This is a genomic window from Sphingobium xanthum, assembly GCF_019737615.1.
In the GTDB taxonomy this organism is placed as follows: domain Bacteria; phylum Pseudomonadota; class Alphaproteobacteria; order Sphingomonadales; family Sphingomonadaceae; genus Sphingobium; species Sphingobium xanthum.
Map to the genome: position 1 here is coordinate 527,911 of NZ_JAHKKS010000002.1, position 16,165 is coordinate 544,075.

The 16,165-nt window shown below is 65.1% G+C and carries 13 protein-coding genes; all 13 read right to left on the reverse strand.

Annotated elements, in window-relative coordinates; all coding sequences use genetic code 11:
- Positions 1-3: 3 nt before the first annotated feature.
- The 13 genes from ygiD to KM135_RS05700 all read right to left on the reverse strand — a co-directional run bounded on the left by ygiD (position 4) and on the right by KM135_RS05700 (position 16,144).
- Complete coding sequence (gene ygiD, locus KM135_RS05645) at positions 4-807, reverse strand: 4,5-DOPA-extradiol-dioxygenase (protein ID WP_221712980.1); 804 nt, start codon at positions 805-807, stop codon at positions 4-6.
- 153 nt (positions 808-960) lie between these two features.
- Positions 961-1,446 carry a VOC family protein gene (locus KM135_RS05650; RefSeq protein ID WP_221712981.1) on the reverse strand — a complete coding sequence of 162 codons (486 nt, stop codon included), beginning with the start codon at positions 1,444-1,446 and terminating at the stop codon, positions 961-963.
- A gap of 88 nt (positions 1,447-1,534) precedes the next feature.
- Positions 1,535-2,740: an aromatic ring-hydroxylating oxygenase subunit alpha gene (locus tag KM135_RS05655; protein ID WP_221712982.1), complete on the reverse strand. Its 1,206-nt coding sequence runs from the start codon at positions 2,738-2,740 to the stop codon at positions 1,535-1,537.
- A 34-nt stretch (positions 2,741-2,774) separates the two neighbouring features.
- Positions 2,775-4,034, reverse strand: coding sequence for an MFS transporter (locus tag KM135_RS05660; RefSeq protein WP_221712983.1), 1,260 nt, complete (start codon positions 4,032-4,034; stop codon positions 2,775-2,777).
- Positions 4,035-4,271: 237 nt separating this feature from the next.
- Positions 4,272-4,631 (reverse strand): TonB-dependent receptor domain-containing protein, encoded by a 360-nt coding sequence (locus KM135_RS19685; protein WP_343228155.1) that lies wholly within the window; start codon positions 4,629-4,631, stop codon positions 4,272-4,274.
- Positions 4,544-6,697 (reverse strand): TonB-dependent receptor, encoded by a 2,154-nt coding sequence (locus tag KM135_RS05665; protein ID WP_343228152.1) that lies wholly within the window; start codon positions 6,695-6,697, stop codon positions 4,544-4,546. Before KM135_RS05665 ends, KM135_RS19685 begins: the two co-directional genes overlap by 88 nt.
- Positions 6,698-7,227: 530 nt before the next feature.
- Positions 7,228-8,994, reverse strand: a complete 1,767-nt coding sequence (gene atzF / locus KM135_RS05670) for an allophanate hydrolase (protein WP_221712984.1) — start codon at positions 8,992-8,994, stop codon at positions 7,228-7,230.
- Complete coding sequence (gene uca / locus KM135_RS05675) at positions 8,991-12,584, reverse strand: urea carboxylase (protein ID WP_221712985.1); 3,594 nt, start codon at positions 12,582-12,584, stop codon at positions 8,991-8,993. Before uca ends, atzF begins: the two co-directional genes overlap by 4 nt.
- Entirely contained in the window at positions 12,581-13,216 is a 636-nt protein-coding gene (locus KM135_RS05680) for an urea amidolyase associated protein UAAP2 (protein ID WP_221712986.1), read from the reverse strand. The genes uca and KM135_RS05680 overlap by 4 nt, the downstream gene beginning before the upstream one ends.
- Positions 13,217-13,224: 8 nt before the next feature.
- Positions 13,225-14,049, reverse strand: a complete 825-nt coding sequence (locus tag KM135_RS05685) for an urea amidolyase associated protein UAAP1 (RefSeq protein WP_221712987.1) — start codon at positions 14,047-14,049, stop codon at positions 13,225-13,227.
- Entirely contained in the window at positions 14,046-14,537 is a 492-nt protein-coding gene (locus tag KM135_RS05690; protein ID WP_221712988.1) for a CopG family ribbon-helix-helix protein, read from the reverse strand. The genes KM135_RS05685 and KM135_RS05690 overlap by 4 nt, the downstream gene beginning before the upstream one ends.
- A 12-nt stretch (positions 14,538-14,549) precedes the next feature.
- Positions 14,550-15,332 carry an ABC transporter ATP-binding protein gene (locus KM135_RS05695; protein WP_221712989.1) on the reverse strand — a complete coding sequence of 261 codons (783 nt, stop codon included), beginning with the start codon at positions 15,330-15,332 and terminating at the stop codon, positions 14,550-14,552.
- Positions 15,329-16,144 (reverse strand): ABC transporter permease, encoded by an 816-nt coding sequence (locus tag KM135_RS05700; protein WP_221712990.1) that lies wholly within the window; start codon positions 16,142-16,144, stop codon positions 15,329-15,331. The genes KM135_RS05695 and KM135_RS05700 overlap by 4 nt, the downstream gene beginning before the upstream one ends.
- Positions 16,145-16,165 lie beyond the last annotated feature (21 nt).

Genomic DNA, 16,165 nt, shown 5'->3' on the forward strand with positions numbered 1-16,165 from the left:
CGTTCATTGTGCCGGGGCGTGCCGAGCCGCCCCGATCAGGATGCTCGTCATGCCGATCGATTTGTATGCGATGAAATTGGGCCCAAGCTCCGCCGCTTCCCCCGGATAGCGGGCGCCCAGAACGTAAAGCAGGGGCCAGAAATGATCGGGATGCGGCACCGATAGCCTTGCTGCCTCACCCTGCGCCGCATAGTCGATCACCGCCTCGGGCCGGTCCTCGAGCACGGCCCGCGCCATCGCCTCGTTGAAGCTGGTCGCCCAGTCATAAGGCGGCGCATCCGCGTCGGCCCAATCCATGACGCCGAGATTGTGGACAATGTTGCCCGTGCCCACGATCAAAACGCCTTCGTCGCGCAGCGGGCGCAGCGCCTCGCCCAGCTTGAGATGCGCCTCGGCCGATCGTCCGATATCCATTCCAAGCTGGACGACCGGCACATCGGCATCCGGCCAAGCATGGACAAGCACGGACCAGGTGCCGTGATCGAGCCCCCATTGCTGATCCATCGCAACCGGGATCGGCGCCAGCAGATCCCGCACCCGCTCCGCCAGCGCCGGTGCGCCGGGCGCGGGATAGCTGACCGAGAAGAGCGGCGCCGGCAGCGATCTGCCAAAGTCGTGAATGGTTTGCGGTCGCGCCATGCCGGTCACCGCCGTGCCGCGGGTCAGCCAGTGCGCCGAGATGCAGAGGATCGCCTTGGGCTTGCCGATCCGGTCGGCAATGTCCTTCCACGCGCGCGTCGCTTCATTGTCCTGCAGCGCATTGATCGGGTGACCATGGCCGAAGAAGACGACCGGCATCCGGCTCATCGCAAAACCTCGTCACGCACTTGCATTCGCGTCAGCCCCGTTTGTCGGCGATGATCCGACCGATTCCACAAGCGCAACGCTACGCATGTGCGGCTTTCCCGGTCTTGAGCGGGCGCGCACAAGAGTTTGTGCGGACACATCGCTTCGCCGTCTTCACTCGCTCGTGAATTCATCGGGAATCTGGGGATTTTCGCCCGCTTTCCCCCACAGGACGATCTCGTTGCCCCATGGATCGGCAAAGGCGTGATTATAGCCGTTGAATTCCTTCCAATAGTGATCGCGCCACAGGATCGTCGCGCCCAGCGTCTGCGCGGTGGAGAGGATGCGATCGGCACTGTCGTCGTCGCTGATCAGGACCCAGATGCGCGGCTTGCGGCCTTCGGTCGAGATCGTGCGCGGTTCGACACCGGCGGCTTCCGGATGCGGGCGGGCATTGCCCGCGTCGAAGATGCCAAGGTGCAGATTGCCGATCTGGCTGTCGCTTCCGTCCTTGTGTTTGAAGAAGCCGCCCGGGACCATGCGGTGATAAATGCCCTGCGGCCGCGCATCATTCTCCCAGCCGAACACCTTGGCATAGAAGTCGCCGGCCGCGGCAGGATCGTCACTGGCGAGATCGACAAAGATCAGCGTGTTGGTCATGGGAAAGCGAAAGCCTTTCTCGGTTGTCGTGACAGGGTCGGCCGCATGGGCAGCGAAAAATCGGGGAGGAGCGCGCTTGGCGCTGGGATCAGGATGCGGCGCGCTTGATCTCGGTCACCGGGGCGGACGGTCCACGCCGGCTGTGCCACTCGCGCCAATAGCGCTCGACCAGCCACTGGTTGAACTGGTGCTGCGCGTCTTCCTGCCAGCTGTAGCGGCCGCGCGGCGCGAATTTGGACCCGAGGCCCTGCTGGACCAGCAGATCGACATGCAGATCCTGCGCGACGATATGCGCGGTATAGTCGTCGTTCAGCGCCCGCTTCCCCTCGAAGCCGGGATCCTCCATCGCTTCGGGCAGATAGAGGCTGCCGAAGGTCAGGCCGTGCAGCGCGGCGCCACGCGCATCCATGATGAGGTAGATGACAACGTCGTTGAGGACGACCAGCGAGAGGCTCGGCGGCAGGTTCACGAACAGCAGTCGGTGCTGCTCCTCTTCCGTCAGCTTCGGAAAGACCGGAAAGAGCGCCTTCTCGGTCGGATTGAAGCTGGCATTGGCGTGGAGCGACCCGTTGAGCCTGTAGTAGCCTGCTGTGCCCGGCGGTACCGGTGGAAAGCTCGCGAGCGAGCTTGGAATATAGTCATGCAATCCCCGGTGCAGGCGATTGGCATGATAGCCGTCATTATTGTTCTCGAACTGGACCTTCCAGTTCCAGGCAAATTCATGCTGGGCGGGTGCCGGACCGCGCAGCTTCGCGAACTCGTAGTTGCCGATCACCGGCTCCAGCGCGGCGAGGCGCGGCGCCAGAGGCTCCGCCTCCGCATCGAAATTGACGAAGATGAAACCGTGCCAGAGCTCCACCTTGAGCGTGGGCAGGCCGTATTTCTTGCGATCGAAATTGCAGGTCTTGCTCATCGCCGGTGCGTTCACCAGCCGGCCGTCGAGATCATAAGTCCAGTGATGATAAGGGCAGACGAAGGCGCGGGTGTTCCCCTGCCCTTCCGCCACGAGCATGGCGCGATGCTGGCACACCGACGACATGGCGCGAATCGCACCCTCACGGTCCATCGCAATGACCAGCGGCTCGTTGGCATGACTGCACGTGAAATAGTCGCCGGCCTTTTCAAGCCATTCCACGCGCCCCACGCACAGCCACTCGTGATGGAACAGCGCCTCCTTCTCGAACCGATAGAATTCCTCGTCTGTGTAGCAGGCGGGCGGCAGGGTCTCGGCTTCGAGCGTGCCGGAAATCGAGCTGGCGAGGCTGTCGAAGAAAGTGTCGGTCAGGACGGTCATGCTGTTTTCCCGGCTGATATCGGTAAGTTGGCGGTCAGTCGGCGATGGCGAGCGCGGGTGCTGCATCGCCATCGGGCCGTGCGGCATCGGCATTGACCGGGTCGGGCAGTTTCGGCGCCCGCATGAGGAAGATGGTGGTCACGGTCGCCAGCACCAGCATGCCGGCAAAGACCGCGAACACCGGCACGAAGCTGCCGGTCGTGTCGGCGATCCAGCCTGCCGTGAGCGGCCCGAGCACGGCGAACGTCGTCGATGCCGTCGCCATCGCAGTCACCTCGCCGGCGATCGACGAGCCGAAATAGCGCAGCAGCAGGATGTGGGTCGCCACCCAGGTCAGACCCCAGCCAATGCCCAGCACGACGGAGGCCACCATCGCCCAGGCCGGCGCCGAAACGACGCACAGCATCAGGATGGCGACCGTCATGGGGACCAGCCCGATCACGGTGAGGCTTTTGGGATCGAAGCGCTCGGAGAGCTCGCCGGTAAATCCCTTCGCCAATGTGCCGCTCAGCGCGAGCAGGCTCATTGCCCATGCGCCGAGGTCGCTGCCCATGCCGAAGCTCGCGACATGCGCGACGAGCACCGAGTGCATCGTGGTGATCACCGTCTGGACGACCAGCAGCGCCAGCGCGATGGTGAGGAAGCTCGGGCTCAGCAGCGCCTGCCGCGCGGTCCAGGGCGAGGCCTCGGTGACCGCCGGCCGCCCATGCGCCGCCCGCTTCACCTGCTCGGCGGATTCGACGCGGACGGCGTCGCGAATGGTCGCGAAGAAGAGAATCGCAAGTCCGATCGCTGCGATGCCCATCGCCATCCAGTGCGTCCGCCAGCTGCCGCTGAGCGTGACGATCGTCTTCACGATCAATGGCCCGGCGATGCCGCCGGCCGCGCCGGCCATGAAATAGAAGCCGATCAGGCGCGACGACCGCTCGGGCAGCCAGGTCGCGATCAGATACACGCCGGGCGATGTCGCGATCAGCGAGAAACCGACGCCCATCAGCGCCGTCGCGACGAAGAAGAGGCCAAGGCCCTGCACCACAGAGGCGAGCAGGAAGCCGGACGCCAGGACCAGCCCGCCAATGGTGAGCGTGAGGCGCGAGCCTACCCATTTCATCAGCAGCGGCGCCAGCGGGCTGCCGAGACCGCAGGTGAGGCCGAGAAGCGCGAAGCTCGCACCCGCCGCCGCCTGCGACCAGCCGAGTTCGGCAACCATCGTGAAGAGCACATAGCCGAGCGAGGTGAACGTCGTCGCGGTCACGAAAAAGAAGCCGAGCGACACGGCCATCAAGATGGTCATTTTCCGAGACATAGGTCGCTGCCCTCCGCGCTGCACTGAAGCCGACGACAAACTATGTGATCCGCGCGACAAGGCTTGATCACGGGCGCCCGAACACTTGATCGCCGCCCCGTTGACCGCGAGCGCGTCAGCACAAGCCTGCGGGCGCGACGCGGCAAGTCGGGACGAGTCGGCGCGGGCAGCAAAAGAAAAGGGCGACGTGTTGCCACGCCGCCCCAGGACTTCCCTGCGCAAATATCAGAAGCTGTAGCCGACCGAGAAGATCGCCTGACGCGGCGTGATGTATGTTTCGTAGGTCTGTGCGCTGCCATAAGGATCGGAAAAGCGCGAGTTCACGCCTGTCGTGTCGAACAGGTTGGTCACCGACAGGCTGAACGTCAGATCGGTGTTGTCCGGCGCGTACTGCAGGAACAGATTGACCTGCGTGTAGTCGGGCGTGACGTCATAGCGCGAGTTGTTGAACAGGCGATACTGATACTCGCCCCGGTAGGTGACCGACGCCTTCGCCGTCAGCTCGCCCGGCCCGACCTGGTTGACGTAACCGAGCGAGACCGTGCCCTGGAACTCGGGGATTTTCGGTACTTCATTGCCGTTGATGTTCGCGCGCGCCGAATCGCGGGCGAGCGACGCCATGAAGAAGTTCCCGAAAAACTCGCCGGTGCCGTAGTAGCCGGCGGCATTCTGCGCGAGGATGGCGCCGCCGGGTCGAGCGCGAGGAAATCCTTGGTGAACTTGCCGCGCGTGTAGGCGAGCGATCCCTCGAGGATCCAGTTCGGGCTGGGCTTCCAGCTTCCCTCGATCTCGAGGCCGTAGATTTCGGCGCCCGGCGCGTTGGCCGTGCCCTCGCCGAACAGGATCGCGTCCTCGTCGAGGAACTGCATATTCTTGTAATCATAGTAGAAAGCGGAGAGATTGAGCTTCGCCGTTCCGTTCGCGAACATGTTCTTCGAGCCGATCTCGAACGAGTTCACCGTCTCGGGCTTGTAGGTCGGTCGAATGCCGTTCGCGAACCCCAGCACCTGCGGCGCGGCGCCCGACGCCGAGCTGTTGAGACCGCCCGGCTTGAACCCGCGCGTGTAGCTCAGATAGACCATGTTGTCGGGCGTGATCTTGTAGTCGATCGCCGCCTTCCCGGTCCATTCCTCGGTGGTCAGGCCGGGCGAAACGCGCGGCTGCAGATAGGCGCCCGACGTGATGGCCGGGCCGCCGCTGTTCGAATCGCTGACGCCGGAATATTCGTCATGATTGTAACGGATGCCGCCGGTCAGCGTCAGCGCATCGGTGATGTCGAACGAGGCTTCGACATAGGCGGCATAGGCTTCGCGCGTGATCTCGGACAGTTCGGCGAACGTGACCGTCGGCACCAGCGGGCTGTTGTAGGGCGTGTCCACCGGCAGCGGCGCCGCATAGGGATTGCCCGTCGCGGAGCGATATTCGACGATATATTGCGGGTTCTTGGACCACAGATAGACGCCGCCGACGATCCACGAAAATGGCCCCGTGCCATTGGACGCCAGGTTGATTTCCTGCGTCCAGCTCTCGGTCTCCATCTTCCACAGCGCGACGTGGTCATAGCGGGCGCCGAGGCGTTCCGGATTGCCGTTGAGCGCGGGCTTGTAGCCGCCGAGCACATTGCGCTCGAACAGGTCCCCGGTGAGGCCATCCCCGTCCCACGACTGCGCGCTGTAGAGCTTCTGGTAGCTGGTGATCGACTTCACAACGGCAAAGGCCGTGTCGAGGTTGATAACCCCGTAATAGAGTGCCGTATCGACGATCGAGCGGCCCGGATAATCCTGGGTCAGGACACGCGGGTCGGTCGAGGGATCGAGGATGTTCTTCTGCGCCGGACCGTGCGTATCGCTCTCGTTCTGGATCGTCGCCAGCGTGATCGAGAAACTGTCGCTCGGCTGCCAGATTGCGGCGAGCTTCCAGCCGATGTCGTTCTGGTTGTCGAGATCATATTCGGTCGTGCCGGGCGTTCCGGTCGCGATCGAATAGCCGTCATGCTTCTGATACTGGACGGCACCGCGGATCGCGAACTGGCCGACTGGCACGTTGATCGCCATGTCGCCCTTCATCATGCCGTAATTGCCGACGCCCACACTGAGCGAGCCCTCGAAGCCGGACAGGCTCGGCTGCTTGCTCACCACGTTGATGGTACCGCCGGTGGATCCCTGGCCGAAGGTCGTGCCTTGCGGTCCGCGCAGCACCTCGACCTGCGCGACGTCGATGAAGGCGGCGCTCGCCGCGATCGAATTGAAGATATAGACGCCATCGACGTGGAACGAGACGCCAGGCTGGGTATTGGCATTTTCCGGCGTTTCCGAGCCGACGCCGCGGATCGAGATCATGCGCTCGCCGCCGCCGCTTCTGGCCACGACCAGGCCGGGAACGAGGCCATTAAGTCCCGTTATTTCCGTGATATTGGCCTCCTTGAGCGCTGCCGCGCCCATGGCGGTCGCCGACAGCGTGACTTCCTGCAGGCTGCTGTCGCGCTTGGAGGCCGTCACGATGATGTCGTCGCTCGATCCTTCCTCGTCATCCGGCGCGACGCTCGCTGCGGCGCCCTGCTCCAGATCATCCCTGCCGAGCGCCGGTGTGATGGCGAGCCATGAAACACCCACCGCGATGATCAATCTTTTTGCGTTCAGTCCCTTTGACATGTCCCTGGTCCCCCGAAGCGGTTTGCCTCTCCGCAGGGCTTCCGCTGTCCGGAATGCTCCCTCATTTGATCGTGATTGAGCCATTCGAGGCCGGTTACGGTCTTGTTCCCCCGCGAATAACTCTTTGACCGCGACGGCCAGAACGGCCTTCACGATGCCCCTCGGGGGGCGTGATGCTGCTCCCTTTCTTGTTGGCGTCTGTCCTACGGCCTGCGCGCAATGCTATGATAATTGCGCAGCCCACATCCTGGGCCGCCGCTCTTTTGAAATCGTAAAATTCTGTGAAAACAGCAACTTGCTATCAAGTCGCGGCACATCGTCGCCGTCCACCATGCGCGACACGAGGGAAGTTTGCGAAAATTGCCCGCGAAAATCGCGGAAATGCGCCGTTTCTTCCGTCGCTATCGCGTCCGGTGGATGCAGGAATATGTGAAGTTTGCCGCCCTCACAGCCAGAACCGCGTCGGACTGACCCATTCGTGACCAAATAGGCGTCACGCGGAGCGCATCTGTCACCTCTCGCCGAGTCGCCTAGCCGCGCGCGATATAGGCCCGCCAGCCGCCCAGATGCGTGATGTCCTCCGCGCCGGTCATGGCACGCGGCTCGGCGACGAAGCCCTTGACGCTGCTGCCATCCGCCAGGGTCACCGTGCCGATGGCCAACGGCGCCGGCACCTCGACGACGAAGCTGCCAAACGCCGCGACGTCCAGCTCATAGACTTCGAGCGCGATGGCCGCGCCCTCGTCGCTGTGGACCAGCGCCGGCTTCGGCGGGATGCTGTCGGCCATCGCATAGAGCCGATAATTCGGCGCGGTCTCGAAAGCACCGACGAACGTCGCGTCGCGCGAGGTAAGCTGCCAGTGCAGCGGCATGTCCTTGAGATGGGCGCCGACCACGGCGATCTTCACAGTCTGCATCTTTCCCTCCAGATCGAGCGCGGGCGGGCCGGGAAGCGCGGCCGCCGCGAGATAATCGTCCGCCAGTGTCAACAGGCCCCGGTCGCTGTCGGCCGGGCCGATCAGGGTGATCCCGAAGCCGGTGCCGTTGGCGCGCGTGCCGGCGGGAATGGCGATGGCCGCCATGTCGAGCAGGTTCACGAAATTGGTGTAGCGGCCCAGATTGCTGTTGAGCGCGATCGGCGCCGCCGCGAGTTCGGCGACGCGATAGGTCGTGCCGGTCGTGGGAAAAGCCAGCACATCGACATCGTCCCACATCTGGTCCGCATGGCGCTTGAGCGCAGCGAGGCGGTACATGCCGTTCCAGAGATCGACAGCGCTGATCTCCGTTCCGGGCGCGACGACTTCGCGGACGGTCGGATCGATCGCATCGGGATTGGCGGCGAGCAGGTCGGCAGTGGCTGCCGTGCGCTCCGCGACCCAGGGGCCGCCATAGAGAAGCTGTGCCGCCTCCAGCAGTGGCTCGATGTCGATCTCGACGATCTGCGCCGTCTCGCCGAGCTTGGCGATGGCGCGGTCGTAGAAATATTCCGCGTCCGGATCGCCGAAGAAGATACGCTCGTCGACGCGCGGGACGCCGATGCGCTTCGGCTGCAGCGGACGGTTGGCCAGCAGCTTGGAATAGGGATCGGCCGGATCGAAGCCGGCCACGACCTCATCCACCAGCCGCGCATCCGCCACATCGTCGGTGAAGACGGTGATGCAATCGAGGGTACGGCACGCGGGGACGAGGCCGCGCGTACTCCAGCGCCCCTTGCTGGGCTTGTAGCCAATGAGATGCTGGAAAGCCGCCGGCACGCGGCCCGAGCCCGCTGTGTCGGTGCCGAGCGCAAAGCCGACCAGCCCCGCCGCGACGGCGACCGACGAGCCGGAACTCGACCCGCCGCTCACATAGACCAGATTATAGGCGTTGCGCGGAATGCCATAGGGACTGCGCGTGCCGACGAGGCCCGTCGCGAACTGATCCAGATTGGTCTTGCCGATGCAAATCGCGCCCGCCGTGCTCAGCCGCTCGATGACGCCCGCAGACGCCTCCGGCTTGTACGCGAAGGCCGGACAAGCCGCCGTTGTCTCGAACCCGGCAACGTCGATATTGTCCTTCGCCGCATAGGGCACGCCAGCGAGCGGGAGTTTCTCCCCGGCCGCGATCCGCGCATCCACGGCGCGCGCGGCGGCGAGATAGTCGTCCGGCGCAATCCGGCTGATCCAGATCTGCGGCTGCACGGCATCATAGGCCGCGAGCCGCGCCAGCGTCTCCTCCGCCACCGCGACCGCGCTCGACGCCCCGCTGTTCACCGCCGCCGCGACGTCCGCGACGCTCCGCCGGTCCAGCGCCGTCATGGATGCCGCCTCAGCGCCAGCATCGGCGCGCCGGGCTGCAGCGCCTGCTTTTCCTGCATGTAGAGCGCCGCGATCGTGCCGCTCGCCGGGCTCTCCAGCGGCGATTCCATCTTCATCGCCTCGATCACCGCGATGACGTCGCCCGCCTTCACCTTGTCTCCGGGCGCGACCAGCAGCTTCCAGACGCTCCCGCCAAAGGGCGCCTCGATCAGATCCGTGCCTTCCGGCACCTCGACCGCCGTGATGGCCGTCGCGCCGCCGCCCGCATCGTCGGTCAGATCGGTGACGCGATCGAACTCGCCGGACCGCTGCCACTCGGCGCGCTCCTCATCGAACGCCGCCTGACGCTGTCCCTCGAAGGCCGCAATCGACGCCGCATTCTCGGCCAGAAACGCCCGGTAATCGGCCAGCCGGAACTCGGACTGCTCGACATGGATCGAACGGCGGCCACTCGGGAAGTCGCGCCGCCATTCCACAAGCTCCTCGGCGCTCACCTTATAGAAGCGGATCTGATCGAAGAAGCGCAGCAGCCAGGGCTTGCCCTCGACAAAGGCATCGGTCTGCCGGTGCGTGTTCCAGACCTGGATGGTGCGCCCAAAGAGCTGATAACCGCCCGGCCCTTCCATGCCATAGATGCACATATAGGCGCCGCCGATGCCGACCACGTTCGGAGGCGTCCAAGTGCGGGCCGGATTATATTTCGTCGTGACCAGCCGGTGCCGCGGATCGACCGGCGTGGCGACCGGCGCGCCGAGATAGACGTCGCCGAGGCCCAGCACGAGATAGCTCGCCTCGAAGATTAGATTCTCGACCGCATCGGCATCGGGCAAGCCGTTGATGCGCCGGATGAACTCGATATTGTCCGGACACCAGGGCGCATCGTCGCGCACCGCGCCCATATATTTCTCGATGGTCTCGATCGTCGCCGGATCCCGCCAGCTGAGCGGCAGATGGACGATGCGCGAGGGCACCGAGAAATCCTCCAGATCGCCCAGCCGCTCCTCGGCCGCCATCAGCGCCGCCAGCGCACCCTGTTGATCCAGCACCTTGCCGTCGAAATGCAGCTGCAGCGAGCGAATGCCCGGCACGATGTCGATGACGCCGGCTATGGCCTGCTGCGTCAGCTCGGCCATCAGAGCATGGATGCGGATGCGCAGCTCGATGTCGAGGACGATCGGGCCATATTCGACCAGGATGTTGCGATCACCCTGCTGACGATAGACGGTGCGCGGGCGTGCGCCCTGCCCTTCGATGTCGGCAAGGATCGGCGAGAGCGTGGCAATATCGCGCGCCGGCATGTCCGCCAGCGGCGCGGGCGCCAGCTGGACGCGATCCGCCGCCGCTGCATCCTCCGCGGTCACCGGCAGGAACCGCAGCCGGTCGCCGGGCGCGAGCTGCCCGATCTTCCAGCGATCCGCCGCGATCACGACGAACGGGCAGACGAACCCGCCGAGCGAGGGACCATCGGGGCCCAGAATGATCGGCATGTCGCCGGTGAAATCGACCGCGCCGATCGCATAGGGATTGTCGTGAATATTGGAGGGATGCAGCCCCGCCTCGCCGCCATCCTTGCGCGCCCAGTGCGGCTTGGGGCCGATCAGGCGGACGCCGGTGCGGTTGCTGTTATAGTGGACCTGCCAGTCGGCCGTGATGATGGTGCCGATGTCGTCGTCGGTGAAGAAATCCGGCGCACCGTGCGGGCCATAGAGCACGCGCAATGTCCAGGTCGTCCCCAGATCGGGCACCGGCAATGCGGGCGCGGCAACGCCTGCGGTCGCCTCGCCCAGATGCAGCGTGTCGCCGCCCAGCAGTCGCCGTGCCGCATGGCCGCCGAATTGACCCAGTTCGAAGGTGCTGCGGCTGTCCAGATAGGGCGCGATGTCGAGCCCGCCTGCGAACAGGATATAGCCCCTGATGCCGCCGCCAGAGACGCGCCCAAGCGTGAGCGTCTGTCCCGCCTTGACCTCGATCGCCTTGCCGCGCTCGACCGGCACATCATCCAGCTTCGCGCCGAAATCGGCCCCGGCGAGGCAGATGCGCACGGGCGCGTTGAACAGCAGGGTCGGCCCGCTTGCGGTGACTTCCAGCCCCGCTGCGCCTTCCTCATTGCCGAGCAGCAGATTGCCGATGCGGAACGAGCGATCGTCCATCGGACCCGAGGGCGGGACGCCGATCGCCCAGAGGCCCTGACGACCCGGCCAATCCTGCACGGTGGTGGCGGTGCCGCCGGCAATCACGCGAATGCTGCGCGGGCTGTAGGAAACGGTCTCCAACAGCCGGGTCGAGACCTCGCCGCTGACGAAGCCGGGCGTCCGCACGACCTCGCGCAACCAGCGCAAATTGGTCTCGATGCCGTCGACACGGCTCTCGTCCAGCGCGTCCTGCATCGCCGCGATCGCCGCATCGCGCGTGGGCGCATGCGTGATCAGCTTGGCAAGCATCGGGTCGTACCAGGCGCTGACCGTGCTGCCGGCCATGCACCATGTCTCGGCGCGGATATTGTCCGGGAAGCTGACAGCCGTCAGCGTACCAGAGGTCGGGCGATAATCGAGCGCGGGATCCTCGGCATAGAGCCGCACCTGCACGCTATGGCCGTTCGGAGCCGGCACCGGCGCATCGAGGAAGGCGAAATCCCCCGCCCCGCCCCGGATCATCCACTCGACGAGATCGATGCCTGTCACTTCCTCGGTGACGCCATGCTCAACCTGAAGCCGCGTGTTCATCTCCAGGAAGAAGAATTGCTGCCGCTCGACGTCGAAGAGATATTCCACCGTGCCGGCCGACTGATAGCGCGCCGCCTCGCCGAGACGGATGGCGGAGGCGATCAGCTCGGCGCGCACCGCGTCCGACAGGTTGGGCGCGGGCGCTTCCTCGACCACCTTCTGATTGCGGCGCTGGAGCGAACAATCGCGCTCCCCCAGTGCCAGGACGCGGCCATTGCCGTCGCCGAAAATCTGGACCTCGATATGGCGCGCACGGCCGATATAGCGTTCGAGGAAGACGCCAGCGTCGCCGAAATTGCCTTTGCCGAGGCGCGCGACACCCGCGAAGCCCTCGCGCACGGCCGCTTCATCTTCGCAGATGCGCATCCCGATGCCGCCGCCGCCGGCCGTCGCCTTCAGGATGATCGGATAACCGATCTCGCGCGCCGCGCTGACCGCCTCGTCCTCGTCGGTGAGCAGGCCGGTGCCGGGCACGAGCGGGACACCATGCGCGGCGGCCAGCGCGCGCGCGCTGTGCTTAAGACCGAACGTGCGGATATTCTCCGGCGTGGGGCCGATAAAAACGATCCGCTCGGCAGCGCAGGCCTCAGCAAAATCGGCATTCTCGGCCAGGAAACCATAGCCCGGATGGATCGCGCCCGCACCGGTCTCGCGCGCCGCCTTCAGGATCGCCTCGACATCCAGATAGCTCTGCGAGGCCGGTGCCGGGCCGATGCAGACCGCCACGTCCGCCAGCGAGACATGGAGCGAGTCCGCATCCGCCTCGGAATAGACGGCTACGGAGCGCAGGCCCATGCGGCGCAGCGTCCGGATGATCCGGGTAGCGATGGCCCCCCGGTTCGCGATCAGGACGGTATCGAAGCTCATGCCGTGACGATCATCCGGACAGTCGTGGGATTGAAGCCGTTGCAGGGATTGTTGATCTGCGGGCAGTTCGAGACGACGACGATGACGTCCATGTCGGCACGCAGATCGACCGTTAGGCCGGGGGCGGAAATGCCGTCCACGATGCCGAGCGCGCCGTCCGCCTCGACCGGCACGTTCATGAAGAAATTGATGTTCGAGACGATGTCGCGCTTGCCGCGGCCCTCGGTCAGATTGGCCTCGAGGAAATTCTCGACGCAGGCATGCTGCGATTTTGTGTGATGCCCGTAGCGCAACGTATTGGATTCGCAGGAGCAGGCGCCGCCGATCGTATCGTGATACTCCACCGTCGTTCCGGCGATGGTCATCATCGCGCGGCCTTCGTTCGAGCGCAGCACCGTGCCGGCGCGCAGAAACAGATTGCCCTGCGCGGCCACGGTGTCCTGCGCGCTGTAGCGCTCGGCATCGTCCGCCTGCGCATAGAGCAGGAAGTCGACGGCCTGATTGCCTTCCAGATCGACGATGCGCAGCGTCTGGCCGGCGGCGACATGATGCAGCCAGGGAGCGCGCGCGGCCACGACCTCGTCGTGAATTATCGCGCCCGGAAGACCGGCGATATGCGGATCGATCGTCATGGCGGCTCCTAGCGGCGGTAAAGGTCTTCGACGTTCAGGAAGGCGCGCAGGCCCTCCGGCGTGTCGTTTCGGATCGGGTCGTTCTCGGGCGTGACCGCGCCGCGCCAGGCCGAGACGCGCAGCGGCGTCGATGTCCAGGCCGCGCGCGGATCGAGCACGTGGGGGCAATTGGCGATCACGACGATCACCTCCATCTCCGCGCGCAGGATCATCCTCCGGCCGGACTCATAGGGGCCGACCAAGGGTGTGATCGTGCCGTCCGTCTCGATCCGCGTGCCCTTGAAGAAGTTCACGCAAGGATGGACGTCGCGCCGTTGCAGGCCGTGCTTGGCCGATCCGAGCAGGAGGCGATCGCGTCCGTTGGGATAGGCACCGCTGTTGCGGCCCTCGCCATATTTCGCTGCGTTGGTCGCGGCATTGGATGTGCCGCAAAAGGCGTCATGCGTTCCCGCATCATCCTCAAGAATGCTCATGAGCACGCGGCCCATGTCCGACAGGAGCAGCTTGCCCGCGCCGAGATAGGCGTTCCACTGGACCTTGACGGTATCCGCGACATTCAGCCGCTCTGTCGGCATCTCGGCATTGAACAGCAGCACGGAAGCGCAGGCATCGCCCTGCAAATCGATGAGCCGCAGGCGCGTTCCGCGCGCCAGCCTGCGCGTCGCATAGCCACCCGCGGCGATCGTCTCTTCCCAGAGCAGATCGTCGGCGGACACGCCGGCCGGGAGATCGCCGGCAACCGGCGGTAATGTCGGCATCGCTTCCACGATCGTGCCGCCCATGGCACGCGCATGATCGCGCGCCGCCATCGGATCGGCGAGAACTTCCGTCACGCAGCGACTCCTTTGTTGGTCGGGCTATTGCCGGGTTCGAGCTCGTCCTGCTCGTGAAGTGGCGGGAGCAGCGCGGTAGTCGTGACGAGCTGCAGCTGGTTCACGCCGCGGATGCTGCGCAGGGCGTCGCATAATTCCTTGAGCCGGACGGCCGGGCCCTGAACGAGCAGAACTTCCATCGACTGGTCGTCTTCCAGGAAGACGTGCTGCGAGGAGATGACTTCCTTCAGATACTCGGCCTGCGTCTGGGCGAGTTGGTGCCGAACCCGGCCTTTGTCGCCGCGATAGACGATCGTCACCGTGCCCGCGAACATGTCCTCGGGTCGGGTCAGCGCCTCATGCTCGGCCAGCGCGTGGCGGATCAATTCGGCGATGAGCTGGGAGCGCGACGGCAGGCCCCGCTCCTCCACCATCACATCCAGTTGACGGAACAATTCGGCCGGAAGACTCATGCTGAGACGGGCGAGGCTGGCAGGTTCGTTGCTCATGATCTCATCCTCTCAATTATTACCAACTCGGTCAAGCGTAATACTTTCTTCCGCTTCCGCTTCGGCCTTGAACTTCTTCGTGAGCGGCAAATCATAGACGGCCGTCGCCCCGAACCGGTGCGGCGCGTGCGGATCGCGGCGGCGCTTGTCGAGCGTCAGGACGCGCGTGCCGAGCGCGAACGCCTCACGGATGTCATGCGTGACCATGATGATGGTCAGCGAATAGTCGCGCCAAAGCTGAGTGATCAGCGCGTGCATGTCCGCCCGGATGCCTGGATCGAGCGCGCCGAACGGCTCGTCGAGCAGCAGGATGCGCGGCCGCTTGATGAGCGCCTGCGCGATGGCAAGCCGCTGCTGCATGCCGCCCGACATCTGCGCCGGATAGAGATTCAGGCTGTCACCAAGACCGACCGCCTTGAGCATTTCGGTGGCTTGCGCGATGGCCCCGCGCCGTTTCGCACCGAACAGCCGCGCCGTGAACGGGGCCTGCTCGCATTCCAACCCGAACACGACATTTCCCAGCGCCGATAGGTGCGGAAAGACCGAATAGCGCTGGAACACGACGCCGCGATCCGGCCCGCACTCCGGGGTCAGCGGTATGTCGTCGAGCAGGATGGTCCCGCTGGTCGGCACTTCCTGCCCCAGGATGATGCGCAGCAGGCTGCTCTTGCCGGCGCCGGATGGCCCGATGATCGAGACGAACGACCCCGCCTCGATATCGAGATCGACGCGCTCCAGCACGATCTTGTCGCCATATTCGACCCAGACGTTGCGGAGGCTGAGCAGCGCGCTCAATGCGTCGCTCCATGCGCCCAGGGGAACGCCTTGCGGCTGCTCCAGGTCAGCGCCATATCCATCAGGATCGCCAGCAGCGCGATCCACCCGACATAGGGCAGGATGATGTCCATCGAGAGATAGCGCCGGACGAGAAAGATCCGGTAGCCAAGCCCGATGTCGGACGCGATCGCTTCCGCCGAGATGAGGAACACCCAGGCCGGGCCGAGCGAGAGGCGCAATGCCTGGATGAGGCGCGGCATCGCCTGCGGCAGCGCCACGCGCAGCATCAACTGCCAGCTGCTCGCGCCGAGGGTCTGCGCCTTGATCATCTGCTCGCGCGGCAGATCGGCGACATAGGCCGCGACATCGCGAACCATGAACGGCGCGATGCCGATGACGATCAGCGCCACCTTCGCCATCTCGCCGAGACCGAAGGCGATGAACAGGACCGGCAACAGCGCGATCGGCGGGATGACGGCGATGCCGGTCACCAGCGGGCCGAAGGTCGCCCGCACCGGCGGCAGGACGCCGAGTAGCAGGCCCACGAACAGCGCCGAGAGCGTCGAGATGCCGAGCCCGAGGCCAAGCCGCTGAAGGCTTGCGACCGTGTCGGCCCAGAAAATGAGCTGCCCGGAAAGCTGATCCGGCACGAACAGCAGAGCCGCCATGCCTTCCGCCATCGCACCGGGCAGCGGCAGGATCTTGTCGCTGGGATTAGCCGCATGACGACCGGCCGCCATCACCAGATAGAGCAGCACCAGCAGCAGGATCGGGATCGCCCCCAGCAGGATGCGGTTGCCCGGACGGACATGTCGGTTCACCCAGCGCATGATATCATGTCCTGCCCGGCG

Coding starts and splice junctions, on each gene's coding strand:
- ygiD (WP_221712980.1), bottom strand. CDS start 807: ATGAGCCGGATGCCGGTCGTCTTCTTCGGCCATGGTCACCCGATCAAT.
- KM135_RS05650 (WP_221712981.1), bottom strand. CDS start 1,446: ATGACCAACACGCTGATCTTTGTCGATCTCGCCAGTGACGATCCTGCC.
- KM135_RS05655 (WP_221712982.1), bottom strand. CDS start 2,740: ATGACCGTCCTGACCGACACTTTCTTCGACAGCCTCGCCAGCTCGATT.
- KM135_RS05660 (WP_221712983.1), bottom strand. CDS start 4,034: ATGACCATCTTGATGGCCGTGTCGCTCGGCTTCTTTTTCGTGACCGCG.
- KM135_RS05665 (WP_343228152.1), bottom strand. CDS start 6,697: ATGTCAAAGGGACTGAACGCAAAAAGATTGATCATCGCGGTGGGTGTT.
- atzF (WP_221712984.1), bottom strand. CDS start 8,994: ATGACGGCGCTGGACCGGCGGAGCGTCGCGGACGTCGCGGCGGCGGTG.
- uca (WP_221712985.1), bottom strand. CDS start 12,584: ATGAGCTTCGATACCGTCCTGATCGCGAACCGGGGGGCCATCGCTACC.
- KM135_RS05680 (WP_221712986.1), bottom strand. CDS start 13,216: ATGACGATCGATCCGCATATCGCCGGTCTTCCGGGCGCGATAATTCAC.
- KM135_RS05690 (WP_221712988.1), bottom strand. CDS start 14,537: ATGAGCAACGAACCTGCCAGCCTCGCCCGTCTCAGCATGAGTCTTCCG.
- KM135_RS05700 (WP_221712990.1), bottom strand. CDS start 16,144: ATGCGCTGGGTGAACCGACATGTCCGTCCGGGCAACCGCATCCTGCTG.